Source organism: Streptococcus parasanguinis (assembly GCF_031582885.1).
GTDB lineage: Bacteria > Bacillota > Bacilli > Lactobacillales > Streptococcaceae > Streptococcus > Streptococcus parasanguinis_M.
In genome coordinates, this window is the sequence record NZ_CP133988.1 from 567,690 (window position 1) to 584,249 (window position 16,560).

Below are 16,560 nucleotides of genomic sequence, written 5' to 3' on the forward strand. Positions count from 1 at the left end.
TAAGTATACAAGGGATTTTGTCTATTTCAGAAAACGCTTACTTTTCAAATGTCCATAATGGACAAAAAAGTGATAATTAATGCATTTTTTGCTAAAAATATGTTACAATAAATATGATTAGGACTAATTGGAGGTATTTATGTCACAAAGGAGACGGAGTCGTCGTTCAGAGCATAAGTGGGGGCAATTGCGAATCATTAATTCCGTATTGCTTATTTTTTTGCTTATGACTGCAAGTTGGGCGACCTATACCATGTTGGCCAATAACATCTTGGGTTTTCGCTATGTCAATGTTCTCGTGATTGCACTACTAGCTCTTCTCTTGCTCTTATCAGCTTGGTTTGTGATCAAAAATCAGGCCAAAAAGACAACTTTGGTCTTGCTTCTTGTCGGCTTATTGGCTAGTTCAGGAGTTTTGTTTGCTAGTCAACAGCTGCTGAATCTGACCAGTAATGTCAACGGCCACTCTAACTATACAGAGTTTGAGATGGCTGTCTATGTCAAGAAAGACAGTGACATCAAAGATATCAAAGAAATCAAGGAAGTGGTAGCACCAAAGGGCAACAATAACGAAGCTAATCTTACTGCCCTCTTGGACAACATCAAAAAGACCAAGGGTCAGGAAATTTCTGTAGTGGATGCACCGACTTATCTAGATGCCTATAAGAGCCTGCAAGAAGGGAATGCTTCTGCTATGGTCCTCAACAGTACCTTTGAGGATACCATTGCCGCAGAAGATGCGGACTATGCCAAGAAGTTGAAGAAAATCTATTCCTACAAGATCCGAAAAGAAGTGGCAGCGACGAGCAAGGTGTCTGCCAATGCGGATGTCTTTAACATCTATGTCAGCGGGATCGATACCTATGGTCCGGTAACCTCGGTTTCTCGTTCAGATGTCAATATCATCATGACCGTCAATCGGAAGACCAAGCAAGTCCTATTGACAACGACTCCACGGGATGCCTATGTACCGATTGCAGATGGTGGTAACAACCAAAATGATAAGTTGACTCATGCGGGGATCTACGGAGTGGATGCTTCGATCCATACCCTTGAGAATCTCTATGATATCAAGCTCAACTATTATGTTCGTCTCAATTTCACCTCTTTCCTCAAGTTGATTGACCTTCTAGGGGGAATCGATGTGGAAAATGACCAAGAATTTACGAGCCTGCACGGGAAGTTCCATTTCCCAGTTGGAAAGGTTCATTTGAATTCAGAGCAAGCCCTCGGTTTTGTCCGAGAACGCTACTCTCTCCAAGGTGGCGACAATGACCGTGGGAAAAACCAAGAAAAAGTCATTGCGGCCATTATCAAAAAGTTGACCTCTACCAAGGTCTTAAGCAACTACAATGAGATTATCGGAAACCTCCAAGATTCTGTCCAAACCAATATGCAGTTGCCGACTATGATGAACTTGATCAATACCCAGTTAGAAACGGGTGGTTCTTATGAGGTGACTTCTCAAGCGATCACCGGTCAAGGACGAAATGACTTGCCGTCTTATGCTATGCCTGGTTACAATCTCTATGTAATGGAGTTGGATCAAGCCAGCTTGACCAAGGCAAAGGAAACCATTCAAAAAGTAATGGAAGGAAAAGAAAAATGATTGATATCCACTCGCACATCGTCTTTGATGTGGATGATGGACCAAAGACAAGAGAAGATACGCGTTCCTTATTGGAAGAAAGCTATCGCCAAGGGGTGCGGACCATTATCTCCACTTCTCATCGTCGCAAGGGGATGTTTGAAACCCCCGAAGAAAAGATTTCTGAAAATTTTCAAGAAGTGAAAAAAATTGCGGCAGAGGTCGCGCCAGATTTAACGATTCATTACGGGGCAGAGATCTACTTTACCAATGATGTCTTAAAAAAACTGGAAGAAAAGATCATTCCACGTTTAGCTGAGACGCGCTTTGCGCTAATTGAATTCAGCATGGGAACACCTTACAAGGAGATCCATACCGCCTTGGACCGTTTGCTCCATCTAGGTGTGACACCGGTGGTGGCCCATATCGAGCGCTACAAGTGCTTGGAGAAAAATGAGGAGCGCGTGCAAGAGATGATTGACATGGGCTGCTACATGCAGATCAATAGTTCCAGTGTTCTCAAGCCTCGCCTCTTTGGGGATGAACAAAAACAACTCAAAAAACGAGCTCGGTACTTCTTAGAAAAAGACTTAGTGCACTTTGTTGCCAGTGATATGCACAATGTGGATAAACGGCCGCCTTATATGGCAGAAGCCTATCGCTTGATCAAGGAAGAATACGGAGAACAACGAGCACAAGCTCTCTTTGTCAGCAATCAAGAACTCTTGTTAGCGGATGAATTAATCTAACCAGGAAACAGGTGGAGAGATCCACATGAAGGAGTAATTAGGAAATGAACAATCAAGAAAATCAAGCAGTGGAAATTGATGTTTTCGCTATGCTGAAGACCCTATGGAAACGCAAGTTTTCGATCGTTTTGGTCGCTCTTGTCTTTGCCATCGCAGCTTTTGGCTACAGTGCCTTTTTAGCCAAGAAAGAATACCAAAGTACTAGCCGGATCTACGTGGTCAGTCGTCAAAACCAAGACAACAATGCCTTGACAAACTCTGATTTGCAGGCGGGTTCTTACTTGGTTAAGGACTACCGTGAGATCATTCTTTCTCAAAATGTCTTGAGTCAAGCCATCGAAGAATTGAAACTCGATATGACACCAGCTGAGTTGTCGAAAAAGATCAGTGTATCCGTTCCGACAGATACTCGTATCCTTTCGATCACGGCTAAGGACGGAGATCCAAAAGAAGCAGCTCGTATTGCCAATGGCCTTCGGAATGTAGCAGCTGAAAAGATCATTGCTGTGACCAAGGTGTCAGATGTTACGACCTTGGATGAAGCAGAAGTGCCTCAATCACCTTCTTCACCAAATATCCGACGCAATGTCCTTCTTGGTTTTATTGCTGGAGCGGGCTTGATGGTGGTTCTCATGGTCGTAGTAGAAGTCTTGGACGATCGTGTTAAGAGACCAGAAGATATCGAAGAGTTGATGGGCTTAACCTTACTTGGTATTGTGCCAGATATTAAGAAACTGTAGACTGGGGATCGCATGAATACGTTAGAAATTTCAAAAAACAAATTGCAAGAAGTTCGGAAGGCCGAAGAGTACTTTAATGCCCTGGCGACGAATATCCAATTGAGTGGGGTAGACTTAAAAGTCATCGCCATCTCATCTGTTCAAGAAAATGAAGGGAAATCAACCACTTCAACCAACTTGGCCGTTGCCTTTGCGCGTGCGGGTTACAAGACCCTCTTGGTCGACTGCGATATCCGGAACTCTGTCATGACAGGGGTTTTCCGTAGCCGGGATAAGATCCAAGGCTTGACCGACTTCTTATCTGGTCGTAGCCAATTGGACCAAATCTTGTATGCGACTGATTTTCCAAATTTGGATATCATCGAGTCTGGACAGGTAGCGCCAAACCCAACAGGTCTCTTGCAAAGCAAGAACTTCACTGTGATGATGGATGCCTTGCGTGAGCATTTTGACTACATCATTGTCGATACGCCTCCAATCGGGGTCGTGATTGATGCGGCCATTATCGCCCAACGCTGTGATGGAACTGTCTTGATCACAGAATCTGGTGCCAATGGACGCAAGGCTGTCCAAAAGGCTAAGGAACAATTAGAACAAACAGGCACCCCTTTCTTAGGAGTCGTGCTCAATAAATTTAACATTAAAGCTGCTGAGTATGGTTCATACGGTGGATATGGATCTTACGGAGAGTACGGGAAAAAGTAAAGAATAGGATCGAGGGAAAATGGGAGAAGAAAGAATCGAACTGGAAAAATTAAATATTGTTCTCTTTCAAAGTTTAGCTGTCCTATTTTCGGCTTACATTGTGAGTCTTTTTAAGGATGCAGAATACACGTCGCAGACAATTGCCATTCTCTATCTCTTGCATTTTGTATCCTTTTACATTAGCAATATTGCCTATCGTTTTTATAGCAGGGGATACCTAGATGAGCTCTTTCAGGTCTTGAAATACAATGTGTTTTTCGCTGTTGGGATCACCTTTACCTCTTTTATGCTCGATGGGGTCTTTTCCATCTCTCGTCGGGGGATGATCTACTTCTTTCTTTTGAATACTTTTTCTGTCTATGTCATGGATCTCTTGCTCAAGAGATACCGGAAGTCTGTTTCACCACGGCGGAAAAGCTCGAGAAAGATTTTCCTGATCACAGCGACTAGTCGGATGGAAAAAGTATTTGATATTCTGCATTCGCCCAGCCTTTATCATGGAGAACTAATCGGTGTCACTGTCATGGACGATACTGATTTTGCTCATTCAGGTGTACGGGTGGTGCAGCCAGAGCAAATGATGAATTTTGTGACCAAGGAAGTGGTGGATGAAGTGTTTATCAATCTGCCAAGTGAGGACTACAATATTAGTGACTTCGTCTCGGAGTTTGAGAGTATGGGGATTGATGTATCGGTCAATCTCAATGCTTTTAACTTCGCGTCCTTAGGTAATAAACGGGTTCGAGAAGTCGGAGGACTAAGTGTCGTTACTTTCTCAACCAATTTCTACAAGCCGAGTCACGTGTTTGCTAAGCGTCTCTTGGACATTGCAGGAGCCCTCTTTGGTCTCTTGATTTGTGGCCTAGTGAGTATCGTCTTAGTCCCTCTGATTCGTAAGGATGGCGGACCTGCCTTCTTTGTACAAAAACGGGTTGGAAAGAACGGACGGTATTTCAACTTCTATAAATTCCGCTCCATGCGTGTGGATGCCGAAGAGATTAAGAAAGATCTGATGGCACAAAATACCATGACAGGTGGCATGTTCAAGATGGAAAATGATCCGCGGGTAACGCCAATCGGACGCTTTATCCGTAAGACCAGTCTCGATGAATTGCCACAATTTTACAATGTTCTGATCGGTGATATGAGTCTGGTCGGGACTCGTCCCCCAACAGTTGACGAATACCAAGAATATACGCCAGCCCAAAAACGCCGACTCAGCTTCAAGCCAGGCATTACAGGCCTTTGGCAAGTGAGCGGACGCAGTGAAATCAAGGATTTTGACGAAGTGGTCAAACTGGACGTTGCGTACATGGATGATTGGACGATTTGGAGAGACATTCAGATCTTGCTCAAGACCGTAAAGGTTGTACTTAGAAAAGAAGGAGCGAAGTAGGGGACTGCCTACTTCGTCCTTTCCATGTTAGGAGAAAAATGACACAATCAATTTATATCGTTGGTTCCAAAGGTATTCCAGCAAAATATGGTGGTTTTGAGACCTTTGTTGAGAAGTTGACAGAATTCCAACAAGACAAAGATATCCAGTATTATGTCGCTTGTATGAGGGAGAATTCAGCAAAATCAGGAATTATTGCAGATACTTTCGAGCATAATGGAGCAATCTGTTACAACATTGATGTCCCTAATATCGGTCCTGCGCGTGCCATTGCTTATGATATTGCGGCTCTCAATAAGGCTATTGAAATGGCTAAAGAAAACAAGGATCAAGCTCCTATCTTTTATGTCTTGGCTTGCCGTATCGGACCTTTCATTGCTGGGATTAAGAAGAAGATCAAGGCGATCGGTGGGACCCTCATGGTCAATCCAGATGGTCATGAATGGCTTCGCGCGAAATGGAGTCTCCCAGTCCGTAAGTATTGGAAATTTTCTGAACAACTCATGGTTAAACATGCCGACCTGTTAATCTGTGATAGCAAGAATATCGAGGCTTATATTCAGAAGGATTACGCTAAGTATCAGCCACAGACGACCTATATTGCCTATGGAACGGATACAAGCAAGTCTATCCTGAGTAAAGAAGACGATAAAGTAGGGACTTGGTTTGCAGACAAGCAAGTCTCCGAAGGAGATTACTATCTTGTCGTGGGACGTTTTGTACCTGAAAATAACTATGAGGCCATGATTCGTGGCTTTATGCAGTCCAATTCCAAAAAAGATTTTGTCCTGATTACTAATGTAGAGCAAAACAAGTTCTATGAACAGTTGCGCAAGGATACAGGATTTGATCAAGATCCTCGAGTGAAGTTTGTGGGGACTGTCTATGATCAAGAATTACTTAAATACATTCGTGAGAATGCTTTTGCTTATTTCCATGGTCATGAGGTAGGCGGGACCAATCCATCCCTTCTTGAGGCGCTAGAGTCTACTAAACTCAACCTCTTGTTAGATGTTGGTTTCAACCGAGAAGTCGGTGAAGAGGGGGCTCTTTATTGGAAGAAAGATCAATTGGCACATGTCATTGATCAGGCTGAACAATTGGACGCTCAAGCCATCGCAGACCTCAATGAGAAATCAAGTCGACGGATCGCAGAAGCCTTCACTTGGGAAAAGATTGTCACAGACTACGAGAAAGTATTTAAAGGTTAGAAATGCAGAAAATATTATATCTCCATGCTGGTGCCGAAATGTATGGTGCTGATAAGGTTTTGTTGGAGCTTATTAAGGGTTTGGATAAAGATGCTTTTGAGGCACACGTTATCTTACCCAATGATGGTGTCTTAGTTGGTGCATTGGAAGAGGTCGGTGCTAAGGTTAAAGTCATTGATTACCCAATCTTGCGCCGGAAATATTTTAATCCAAAAGGAATCCTTGAGTACTTTGGTTCCTATAACCGTTACTCCAAACAAATTGCTCAATACGCTAAGGAGAATGGCATTACCCTCATTCACAACAACACCACAGCGGTTCTTGAAGGAATTTACCTCAAACGGAAGTTGAAACTTCCTCTGATTTGGCATGTGCATGAAATCATCGTTAAACCTAAAGCGATTTCTGATTTCATCAACTTTTTAATGGGTCGCTATGCGGATACGATTGTGACCGTTTCAAATGCTGTAGCCAACCACGTCAAGCAGTCTCGTTATGTCAAAGATGATCATGTTCAAGTCATCTATAATGGTGTTGACAATGCTGTTTATCAGGTGTTGGATGCTAGCGCTGTTCGTGACCAGTTTGGAATTGCGCAGGATGCTTTGGTGATCGGAATGGTTGGTCGAGTGAATGCCTGGAAAGGTCAAGGAGACTTCCTAGAAGCCGTCACCCCAATCTTACAGGCCAATCCAAAAGCAGTAGCCTTTCTAGCAGGGAGTGCTTTTGAAGGTGAAGAGTGGCGCGTGGAGGAGTTGGAAAAGGCCATTGCAGACTCACCAGTAGCTGGACAAATCAAACGTATCGATTATTATAGCAAGACGACAGAGCTCTATAATATGTTTGATATCTTTGTCTTGCCAAGTACCAATCCAGATCCACTACCAACAGTCGTACTAGAAGCCATGGCTTGTGGCAAACCTGTAGTGGGTTACCGTCATGGTGGGGTCTGTGAGATGGTCAAGGAAGGCGAAAATGGCCTTCTCGCTACTCCAAATCAGCCTGCAGAATTGTCTAAGGCCATCCAAGAATTGGCTGATAACACCGAGAAGAGAGAGCAATTTGGTGAAGCATCTGTCAAACGCCAAAAAGAACTCTTCTCATTACAAAGTTATATTCGTAATTTTTCGGAGTTGTATAAGAAATATTAAATAATCAAATTCGCTGAAAAAAGGATTATATCCGAGCTGATTTAAAGATTTACCATATATCATTGAATGTTGTAAGTCAGTTAGATCAGAGAGGAGAAGAATTAGAGTAGAATAAAAATTTAGGTAAATAATCTATGAAACCACTATTAACTGTCGTCATTCCAGTATATAATGTTGAAAGATATTTAAAACGTTGCATTGAAAGTGTTCTTGCCCAAGAATGGAAGGACTATGAGATTATACTTGTTGATGACGGGAGTACTGATCATTCTCCTCAAATCTGTGATGACTATGTTAAGGCTTATGACTTTATATCAGTTATTCACAAGGAGAATGGCGGGCTTTCAGAAGCTAGGAATACGGGTATTTCTCATGCCAAAGGAGAATATGTTTATTTTCCTGATTCAGATGATTGGATTGAACCAGATACCTTTATAGCCTTAGCAGAAGCTTTAGAATCTCAAGATTTTGATATTATTTCTTTTAATCGTGAATTTGTGAAGGGTGAAGAAGATGCTATAGTTTCAGAACCAGAAGTGACTCAAGTGTTTGAAGGTAAAGATGCTTTTGTGCAAATGCTGAAGCATACTTATATTACTGGTTTCGCTAATGACAAAATCTATAGAAAGTCTTTGTTTATAGATAATAATATCTTATTTCCTAGCAGAAAATATTATGAAGATTTGGGAACGAATTACAAATTATTTCTCTCAGCTCAGAAGGTCTATGCAACCAATCAAAAATACTATCACTACTTAATCGATAACCCAGATTCTATTACGCAGTCTTGGAATGAGAAGAAGTTTAGAGATATGTTTGGTTTTTATAAAGAAATGTTTTATTCAGATTTTGTGCGTTCGCAATTGAACCAAGAGGAGTTACACCTCTCACAACTTTATTATGTAAATGGTTTGACGCACATACTGGCCAGTTTATATAAAGCCAAATTGCATAAACATTATGGTGAGATTACCAGTGAAGTGAAGCAGGAATTAGAAAAAAATAAAGTAGCGTATAGTGAAGTGAAATCTATGCCAAATAGAAGCAAATATTTGTTGTACCGTTTGCATTTATTAAAGCTGGCTTTCGCTATCCAAGGGATGAAGTGAGAGAATTTTAGGGGATTATGTTGAAGTATTCAGTCATTATACCGGTATACAATGTAGAGAATTATCTCCCTCGATGTATCGATAGTCTACTTGTTCAAAACTATGCGGATTTGGAAATTTTGTTGATTGATAATGGATCCAAAGATCAGAGTGGTCAAATCTGTGAGGATTATGCGGCTCAGTTTTCAAATATTGCAGCCTACCATATTTCAAATAAAGGTGTCGGTTCAGCCCGCAATTTTGGTCTAGCCAAAGCGAAAGGCGAGTTCATTTGTTTTGTGGATGCGGATGACTATCTTGTGGGAAATCTATTTTCAGATGTGGAAAGTCAATTAGATTCACAATTAGACTTATTGGTGTTTGGTTACTATAATTCGATTGAAAAGAACTTATCAGAATTAAATCGATCGGTAAAAATACTTCCTACTGAAGGAAAAAAAGACAAAAGTGATTTTATCGCGCTTTTTCAAGAATTATATTTAACAGACATGATGTATACTGTTTGGAATAAAATTTACCGTAGAGAATTTCTGGAGGAACATCAAATTGTTTTTGAATCCTATGAGTTGGGAGAAGATGTTCGTTTCAATCTGGATGTTTATCAGCATGTCAATGCGGTTTTCTTGGTGAAATCTTGTTATTATGTCTATATTTCAGGAAGAGTAGATTCTGCGATGGGACAGTATAATCCTAATCGGATGAACTATCAATTGGAAGAACTAGGGAAAGTTGATCAATTGATGACAAGCTGGCATATCCATAATGATCAATTTATAGATCAAATAAAGGCGCGCATCCTGATGAGTAATATTCAGAACATATCAAAGCAAACGATGTCTCTTCCTAAAAAACGACATTATGTTGAGGTGTTGTGTAGAAATCAAGAGATAATTGCATTACTAAAAAAAGCTACATCTCCGCTTCACCCTCTCGTTAGGCAGTTATTACATTTTAGAATGTATCTGACAGTAATTTTTTTAAAAAAACTGCAAGCTTTGATAAAATAGGAAAATTCTCTATCGGCTTGTGAGAGGTTTTTATAGATACCAGTAATAAGACTTTATGATCATGATTGAAAGGTTTGGATGACTGTTGTGATGAACAATCGTTTTATCTCAGAAAAAATTTATTTATTTACCTTGTTTATATGGGTTGTTGTCGCTTCGTTAGTCACAACCACTTATTTTGTTCGATTAGAAGGTTTTCTATCGCTTTATCGTTTACTCCTTTACTTTACAATTATTATGCTGTTGATAAAGGAGTTGATGAACTTTCCGAAAACGCTACATTACTTTAGATTTCATTGGCAACAATTATTAATAGTAACGGCATTTTTTATTGCAATGTTTATAGTTGCAAAAAATCGCGATGGATTGTTAGATATAAATGTGTTGCTTCTTGTTTTTTCCGCTAGAGATATTGATTTTAGGAAATTATTAGGAACTTTTTCTGTGGCGACATTTCTGGTGCTTTGTTTGACAATTTATGCCAGCCAAAAAGGGATGATTGCCAACATGTTTATGAATGCAGATGGTGGCTACCGTTTTAGTCTAGGATTTAACTATGTATCCTTTGCGTCACAGAGACTGTTCTTTGCCTTGTGTACTTATCTAATGTTTCGGGGTAAAAGAATTTCTTACCTTGAATTGTTAGCCTTATTCTCGGCTACGGTTTATATGTACCAACAAACTTCGACATCTAGTCCATTTTACTTAAGTATTTTGATACTAACCTATGCTTTGTTGAGTATTAAAATCTTTAAAAAAGAGTTTATCATGGGAAATTTCTGGTCAAAGGCACTTGCGAAGTACGGTTTTATTGTAGCTTTAGCGATTATCTTGTATTTTTGTTTTTATTCATCTGGGAATTTATTTCACTTAGTCGATCAATTTACGCATAATCGCTTGCGTCTCAGTGTCAATGGTTTTCAAAATTTTGGTGTATCTTGGTTAGGGCAACCAATTTCCTTTACAACTCTTGATATGTTTGGAAATTTCACTAGTAATTATAATTTCATAGATAGCTCGTTTGTGCAGTTGTTGGTTATTGATGGTTTAATCGTCAGTGCCTTCATGTTATTTGCTCTTACTAAAGTTATGAAATATTTCACATCCATTCGAAAAGATATCGTACTGGCCTGTTTAGGGATTATGATTATCCATGGAATGTTTGATCCTCAGATGTTGGTTCTCCGCTACTCTCCATTAATTTTGTTTATTAGCCGATTATTTATTATGAATCCAGATAATAACATTGAATAAAATGAGTTAAGTCCAGTTAAAAAGAAAGATTAAGACGAGTTACATCCTTATGAAAGTGCTAAAAAATTACGCCTATAATCTCTCCTACCAGTTGCTGGTGATTATCTTGCCGATTATCACCACCCCTTATGTAACACGGGTTTTTAGTTCAAATGACTTAGGGACTTATGGCTATTTCAACTCTATTGTCACCTACTTCATCCTTTTGGCGACCCTAGGAGTGGCCAATTATGGAACCAAGGAGATTTCAGGCCACCGAAAAGACATCCAAAAGAATTTCTGGGGGATTTATACCCTCCAGTTGGGGGCTACGATTTTATCCCTTGCCCTCTATGTTCTTTTGTGTGTAACCCTATCTTCCATGCAAAATCCTGTGGCCTATATTTTGGGGCTCAGTTTGGTTTCAAAAGGACTCGACATCTCTTGGCTCTTTCAGGGATTGGAAGATTTTCGTAAGATTACGATTCGGAATATCACGGTCAAACTGGTTGGAGTCATCTCCATCTTCTTGTTTGTCAAATCTGCTAATGATCTTTATCTCTATGTATTCTTACTCACCATCTTTGAACTGTTAGGTCAGCTCAGCATGTGGTTGCCCGCCCGTGAATTTATTGGGAAAATCCATTTTGATATGGCCTATGCACGGCTGCATTTAAAACCGGTCATTTTGCTCTTTTTACCTCAGATTGCCATTTCCCTCTATGTCACCTTGGACCGGACTATGCTTGGGGCTCTTGCCTCTACAAAGGATGTGGGTATCTATGACCAAGCCTTAAAACTTGTCAATATTTTGCTGACTCTTGTGACATCTTTAGGAAGTGTGATGCTTCCGCGCGTGGCGAATCTCTTGGCTTCAGGAGATCACAAGGCTGTCAATAAAATGCACCAAATGTCCTTTTTGATCTATAATTTGGTCATTTTCCCAATTATTGCGGGTATGCTGATTGTCAACGATGACTTTGTTCGATTCTTCTTAGGGAAGGATTTCCAAGATGCTCGCTATGCCATCGCTATCATGATCTTTCGTATGTTCTTCATCGGATGGACCAATATTATGGGGATTCAAATTCTCATCCCTCACGATAAGAACAAAGAATTTATGCTATCCACCACCATTCCTGCTATTGTCAGTGTCGGGTTGAACCTGCTCTTCTTACCGCACTTTGGTTTTATTGGCGCAGCTATTGTATCAGTTCTGACAGAGTCACTGGTATGGTTCATTCAATTGTACTATACCCGTCATTACCTTAAGGAAGTTCCAATTATTGGGTCTATGACAAAAATTATTTTCGCATCTGCTCTGATGTATGGCTTGTTACTACTTGTAAAACCGTTCCTACATTTTACCCCTACCCTAAATGTACTTGTGTATGCGGTGCTTGGTGGGATCACTTATCTGATCGCTATCCTATCTCTGAAAGTGGTAGATGTGAAAGAATTAAAACAGATAATAGGAAAAAATTAGAAATGAAGAAAATACGGAATATTGACATAGACTTTATTAAAGTTATTGCTTGTATTGGAGTTGTTTTACTTCATACTACAATGCCGGGATTTAAGGAAACAAGAATATGGAATTATTCATCCTATTTATATTATTTAGGGACTTATTCAATTCCTTTGTTTTTTATGGTAAATGGTTATTTATTATTGGGTAAAAGTGAAATAAAATACTCTTATATACTGGAAAAGGTAAAATGGATTTTAATAACAGTGTGCTCATGGAACCTTATTATTTGGCTTTTAAAACGAGATTTTACAGCTAATCCAGTTAAAAAGATTGCAGCTTCTTTAATACAAAAAGGTTATTTCTTCCAATTTTGGTTTTTTGGATCACTGATATTAATTTATTTATGCTTACCAATTTTGAAAAAATTTTTACATTCAAAAAGAAGTTATCTATACATTCTATCTTTATTAGTCGTTATTGGTTTGATTTTTGAATTGGTAAATTTTTTGCTTCAAATGCCGGTGCAAACTTATGTTATTCAAACGTTTAGATTATGGACTTGGTTCTTTTACTATATTTTAGGTGGCTTTGTAGCGCAATTCGATATAGATAATTTAAAATATATATTTAAGGGATGGATGAAAGTCGTTAGCATACTTTTGTTATTGATTTCGCCAATGATATTATTTTTCATGGCAAAAACTATTTATCATAATCTTTTTGCTGAATATTTTTATGATAATCTTTTGGTGAAAGTAATTAGTTTAGGACTATTTCTTACTTTATTGACGCTAACTATTGATGCTTCTAAATATAGAATGATCTACTTGTTATCAGTCCAAACGATGGGGGTATTTATTATACATACCTATGTTATGAAAATATGGCAAAAGTTGATAGGATTTAACATAGTAGGTGTATACTTATTTTTCCCTGTATTCACATTAATGATTAGTTTTCTAATAACTATGATATTAATGAAAATCCCTTATATCAATCGAATAGTTAAGTTATAAAAAGGAGTTTATGATGTACGATTATCTAATTGTTGGTGCTGGTTTGTCTGGAGCCATTTTCGCACATGAAGCTACAAAACGTGGTAAAAAAGTAAAAGTGATTGACAAGCGTGATCGCATCGGTGGAAATATCTACTGCGAGGAGATTGAAGGCATCAACGTCCACAAGTATGGTGCCCACATTTTCCATACGTCCAACAAAAAAGTGTGGGACTATGTCAACCAGTTCGCTGAATTCAACAACTATATCAACTCACCAGTAGCTAACTACAAGGGCAGTCTGTACAATCTTCCCTTCAACATGAATACTTTTTATGCTATGTGGGGAACCAAGACTCCTCAAGAAGTCAAGGACAAGATTGCCGAGCAGACAGCTGACATGAAAGATGTTGAACCGAAGAACTTGGAAGAACAAGCTATCAAGTTGATTGGTCCGGATATCTATGAAAAGTTGATTAAGGGCTACACTGAAAAACAATGGGGACGTTCTGCCACAGACCTTCCACCATTTATCATCAAACGTCTCCCAGTTCGTTTGACCTTTGATAACAACTACTTTAATGACCGTTACCAAGGGATTCCAATTGGTGGTTACAACGTCATCATTGAAAATATGTTGGGTGATGTAGAAGTAGAACTTGGGGTTGATTTCTTTGCCAATCGTGAAGAGCTTGAAGCTTCAGCTGATAAGGTTGTCTTTACAGGAATGATTGACCAGTACTTTGACTACAAACATGGTGAGTTGGAGTACCGTAGTCTTCGTTTTGAACATGAAATCTTGGATGAAGAAAATCATCAAGGCAATGCGGTCGTCAACTATACAGAGCGTGAGATTCCTTATACTCGGATCATTGAGCATAAGCACTTCGAGTATGGTACACAACCCAAGACAGTTATCACACGTGAATACCCAGCTGACTGGAAACGTGGGGACGAACCCTACTACCCAATCAACGATGAAAAGAACAACGCCATGTTTGCTAAGTACCAAGAAGAAGCAGCTAAAAACGATAAGGTTATCTTCTGTGGACGTTTGGCAGACTATAAATACTACGACATGCACGTGGTTATTGAGCGTGCTTTAGAAGTCGTTGAGAAAGAATTTACTAAATGACACAAGAAAAAATTGATATCGTTGTTCTTTGGGTAGATGGAAGTGCCCCAGAGTTTATCCGTGAAAAACAAACCGTTACGGGTCAAGTAGCAGATTTGAACCAAGAAACCGACGGTGAGCAACGTTATCGTGATTATGGTATTTTTAATTATTGGTTCCGTATGATTGAAAAGCATGCTCCTTGGGTAAATCATGTTTACTTAGTCACCAATGGACAAAAACCAGAATGGTTGAACTTGGAGCATCCAAAACTTAAATTGGTCACTCATAAGGAATTTATGCCTAATGAATATCTACCTACCTATAATTCAGCGGCTATTGAGCTTAATCTTCATCGGATTGAAGGATTGTCGGAGAACTATTTGTATTTCAATGATGATATGTACTTGATTAGAGATAGTCAACCTTCAGATTTTTATAAAAATGGTCAACCCAAGCTTTTAGCAGTATACGATGCTTTAGTTCCATGGTCACCATTTACGAACACTTATCACAATAACGTTGAATTAATCTATCGGCATTTTCCTAATAAGAAGGCTTTGAAATCTTCGCCTTGGAAATTCTTTAATTTCCGTTATGGTTCCTTGGTTTTGAAAAACTTGTTACTCTTGCCTTGGGGTCCGACAGGATACGTGAACTAACATTTACCTGTTCCAATGAAGAAAAGCACTTTGGCGCATTTATGGGAAATTGAAGGAGAAACGTTAGATAAAACATCACGTAATCAAATTAGAGATTATGGAGTAGATGTTAATCAATATATCTGTCAACATTGGCAAATTGAAAGTAATCAGTTTTACCCTATGTCAAAGAATTTTGGAGTGTCGATAGATTTAAATCAAGTAGATCGGTTAGAGAGTATCTTTAAAGACAAACGTAAAAAATTGCTTTGTGTGAATGATGATACTGACTTTAAAGAGGAGTATATCATTCGTTTTAAGGAAATCTTAAAAGAACACTATCCTGAAAAATCAGCTTTTGAAAAATGAGAATTAAGAGATGAAATACTATTTAAAAGAAGAATTTTTACACGATAACAATGTTAAAAATGCGGGTAATAAGGCACGTAATGATGTTGAAGAAATTGTAAAGAGAGAAGGTTATCAAGCCTTGGTTCTTTCAGTTGATAATTGGTACGAGATGAGTACACTTAAAGCACAACTTCATAAATCGAAGGCTTTTGATCAGGCCTTAAATGAACTAAAGCAAGGTGATGAGTTACTTATCCAGTTCCCAATGCTTCATCATAGTTTTTTCACAACACATCATGTGAAGAAAGCACAGAAAAAAGGGGTAAAAGTTAATTTCATTATCCACGATTTAGAAGCTCTTCGTTATGTCAATGTTGAGAATTTCCCTTTAAAGCACAAGATTCGTATTCAGGTTCAAGAATCAGGTCTTCTTGGTGCAGCTGATGGTATTATCGCCCACAATCCAATCATGAAATCTGTTCTGGTGGATAAAGGGATTGATGCAGATAAGATTGTCAGCCTTGGTATTTTTGACTATTTAATTCCAGATTTCCAAGAAAACAACGAACTGTCAAAAAATCAGCCAATTATTGTAGCTGGTAATTTGGCACAAGAAAAAGCTGGCTATCTTTACTCACTTCCTGCAGAACCTGCCTATAACCTTTATGGCGTCGGTTTTGACGAGAGTAGAGCACTTGAAAACGAGACCTACTTTGGTTCTTTCCTACCGGATGAACTTCCTGCAGCCCTTGAGGGTGGTTTTGGGCTTGTCTGGGATGGGGATAGTGCAGAAACCTGTAGTGGTGTCTTTGGCGAGTATCTTCGCTACAACAACTCTCACAAGGCGTCACTTTATCTAGCATCGGGCTTCCCGCTTGTGGTTTGGAAACAGTCAGCCTTGTCTCACTTTGTGCTTGAGAAGGGCTGTGGGATTGCAGTAGAGTCTCTTCATGATTTGAAGGAGATAATCGACAATCTTTCAGATGCTGATTACCAAGACTTGGTGGACAATGCCAAGCGTGTTGGTCAGGAAATTCGAGAGGGTCACTATCTAAAGACGGCCTTAAAACATTTAGCATAAGATCAAAAGAAGTCAGAC

Annotated in this window: 14 protein-coding genes and 1 pseudogene; all 15 read left to right on the plus strand. The window is 39.3% G+C overall.

Annotated features, from left to right (window positions below):
• The first annotated feature begins 139 nt into the window (after positions 1 to 139).
• The 15 genes and pseudogenes from cpsA (at position 140) to RDV49_RS02950 (ending at position 16,542) form a co-directional block, all read left to right on the plus strand.
• Positions 140 to 1,609: an LCP family glycopolymer transferase CpsA gene (gene cpsA, locus RDV49_RS02880; RefSeq protein ID WP_003009085.1), complete on the plus strand. Its 1,470-nt coding sequence runs from the start codon at positions 140 to 142 to the stop codon at positions 1,607 to 1,609.
• A complete protein-coding gene (cps4B, locus tag RDV49_RS02885; RefSeq protein WP_003009083.1) occupies positions 1,606 to 2,337 on the plus strand; it encodes a capsular polysaccharide biosynthesis protein Cps4B in 732 nt (243 codons plus the stop codon). Before cpsA ends, cps4B begins: the two co-directional genes overlap by 4 nt.
• A 44-nt stretch (positions 2,338 to 2,381) precedes the next feature.
• Positions 2,382 to 3,077, plus strand: coding sequence for a Wzz/FepE/Etk N-terminal domain-containing protein (locus RDV49_RS02890; protein WP_003009081.1), 696 nt, complete (start codon positions 2,382 to 2,384; stop codon positions 3,075 to 3,077).
• 12 nt (positions 3,078 to 3,089) lie between these two features.
• The gene (locus RDV49_RS02895) at positions 3,090 to 3,782 is read left to right on the plus strand and encodes a tyrosine-protein kinase (protein ID WP_003009079.1); all 693 of its coding nucleotides are present in this window, start codon (positions 3,090 to 3,092) and stop codon (positions 3,780 to 3,782) included.
• 19 nt (positions 3,783 to 3,801) lie between these two features.
• Positions 3,802 to 5,178, plus strand: coding sequence for a sugar transferase (locus tag RDV49_RS02900; RefSeq protein ID WP_003009077.1), 1,377 nt, complete (start codon positions 3,802 to 3,804; stop codon positions 5,176 to 5,178).
• Between the two features lie 38 nt (positions 5,179 to 5,216).
• A complete protein-coding gene (gene cps2T, locus RDV49_RS02905) occupies positions 5,217 to 6,389 on the plus strand; it encodes a beta 1-4 rhamnosyltransferase Cps2T (protein ID WP_003009075.1) in 1,173 nt (390 codons plus the stop codon).
• A gap of 2 nt (positions 6,390 to 6,391) precedes the next feature.
• Complete coding sequence (locus RDV49_RS02910; protein WP_003009073.1) at positions 6,392 to 7,540, plus strand: glycosyltransferase family 4 protein; 1,149 nt, start codon at positions 6,392 to 6,394, stop codon at positions 7,538 to 7,540.
• A 134-nt stretch (positions 7,541 to 7,674) separates the two neighbouring features.
• On the plus strand, positions 7,675 to 8,649 hold the full coding sequence (locus RDV49_RS02915) for a glycosyltransferase family 2 protein (protein ID WP_003009072.1): 975 nt from the start codon (positions 7,675 to 7,677) through the stop codon (positions 8,647 to 8,649).
• 17 nt (positions 8,650 to 8,666) lie between these two features.
• On the plus strand, positions 8,667 to 9,656 hold the full coding sequence (locus RDV49_RS02920; protein WP_003009070.1) for a glycosyltransferase family 2 protein: 990 nt from the start codon (positions 8,667 to 8,669) through the stop codon (positions 9,654 to 9,656).
• Positions 9,657 to 9,734: 78 nt separating this feature from the next.
• Entirely contained in the window at positions 9,735 to 10,910 is a 1,176-nt protein-coding gene (locus tag RDV49_RS02925; RefSeq protein WP_003009068.1) for a hypothetical protein, read from the plus strand.
• Positions 10,911 to 10,959: 49 nt separating this feature from the next.
• Positions 10,960 to 12,375 carry a flippase gene (locus tag RDV49_RS02930; RefSeq protein ID WP_003009066.1) on the plus strand — a complete coding sequence of 472 codons (1,416 nt, stop codon included), beginning with the start codon at positions 10,960 to 10,962 and terminating at the stop codon, positions 12,373 to 12,375.
• Between the two features lie 2 nt (positions 12,376 to 12,377).
• Positions 12,378 to 13,376: an acyltransferase gene (locus tag RDV49_RS02935; RefSeq protein WP_003009064.1), complete on the plus strand. Its 999-nt coding sequence runs from the start codon at positions 12,378 to 12,380 to the stop codon at positions 13,374 to 13,376.
• A 13-nt stretch (positions 13,377 to 13,389) separates the two neighbouring features.
• Complete coding sequence (gene glf, locus RDV49_RS02940) at positions 13,390 to 14,490, plus strand: UDP-galactopyranose mutase (RefSeq protein ID WP_037608148.1); 1,101 nt, start codon at positions 13,390 to 13,392, stop codon at positions 14,488 to 14,490.
• Positions 14,487 to 15,479 (plus strand): annotated as a pseudogene (locus RDV49_RS02945) (stealth family protein). Before glf ends, RDV49_RS02945 begins: the two are co-directional and overlap by 4 nt.
• 10 nt (positions 15,480 to 15,489) lie before the next feature.
• Positions 15,490 to 16,542: a glycosyltransferase gene (locus RDV49_RS02950; RefSeq protein WP_003009054.1), complete on the plus strand. Its 1,053-nt coding sequence runs from the start codon at positions 15,490 to 15,492 to the stop codon at positions 16,540 to 16,542.
• The last annotated feature ends 18 nt before the right edge of the window (positions 16,543 to 16,560 follow it).

What these genes read in the sequence shown, in the direction of transcription:
- RDV49_RS02925 (WP_003009068.1), top strand. Translation starts at nt 9,735, where the DNA reads ATGACTGTTGTGATGAACAATCGTTTTATCTCAGAAAAAATTTATTTA.
- RDV49_RS02950 (WP_003009054.1), top strand. Translation starts at nt 15,490, where the DNA reads ATGAAATACTATTTAAAAGAAGAATTTTTACACGATAACAATGTTAAA.
- RDV49_RS02890 (WP_003009081.1), top strand. Translation starts at nt 2,382, where the DNA reads ATGAACAATCAAGAAAATCAAGCAGTGGAAATTGATGTTTTCGCTATG.
- glf (WP_037608148.1), top strand. Translation starts at nt 13,390, where the DNA reads ATGTACGATTATCTAATTGTTGGTGCTGGTTTGTCTGGAGCCATTTTC.
- cps4B (WP_003009083.1), top strand. Translation starts at nt 1,606, where the DNA reads ATGATTGATATCCACTCGCACATCGTCTTTGATGTGGATGATGGACCA.
- RDV49_RS02910 (WP_003009073.1), top strand. Translation starts at nt 6,392, where the DNA reads ATGCAGAAAATATTATATCTCCATGCTGGTGCCGAAATGTATGGTGCT.
- RDV49_RS02935 (WP_003009064.1), top strand. Translation starts at nt 12,378, where the DNA reads ATGAAGAAAATACGGAATATTGACATAGACTTTATTAAAGTTATTGCT.
- RDV49_RS02900 (WP_003009077.1), top strand. Translation starts at nt 3,802, where the DNA reads ATGGGAGAAGAAAGAATCGAACTGGAAAAATTAAATATTGTTCTCTTT.
- cpsA (WP_003009085.1), top strand. Translation starts at nt 140, where the DNA reads ATGTCACAAAGGAGACGGAGTCGTCGTTCAGAGCATAAGTGGGGGCAA.
- RDV49_RS02930 (WP_003009066.1), top strand. Translation starts at nt 10,960, where the DNA reads ATGAAAGTGCTAAAAAATTACGCCTATAATCTCTCCTACCAGTTGCTG.
- RDV49_RS02895 (WP_003009079.1), top strand. Translation starts at nt 3,090, where the DNA reads ATGAATACGTTAGAAATTTCAAAAAACAAATTGCAAGAAGTTCGGAAG.
- RDV49_RS02920 (WP_003009070.1), top strand. Translation starts at nt 8,667, where the DNA reads ATGTTGAAGTATTCAGTCATTATACCGGTATACAATGTAGAGAATTAT.
- cps2T (WP_003009075.1), top strand. Translation starts at nt 5,217, where the DNA reads ATGACACAATCAATTTATATCGTTGGTTCCAAAGGTATTCCAGCAAAA.
- RDV49_RS02915 (WP_003009072.1), top strand. Translation starts at nt 7,675, where the DNA reads ATGAAACCACTATTAACTGTCGTCATTCCAGTATATAATGTTGAAAGA.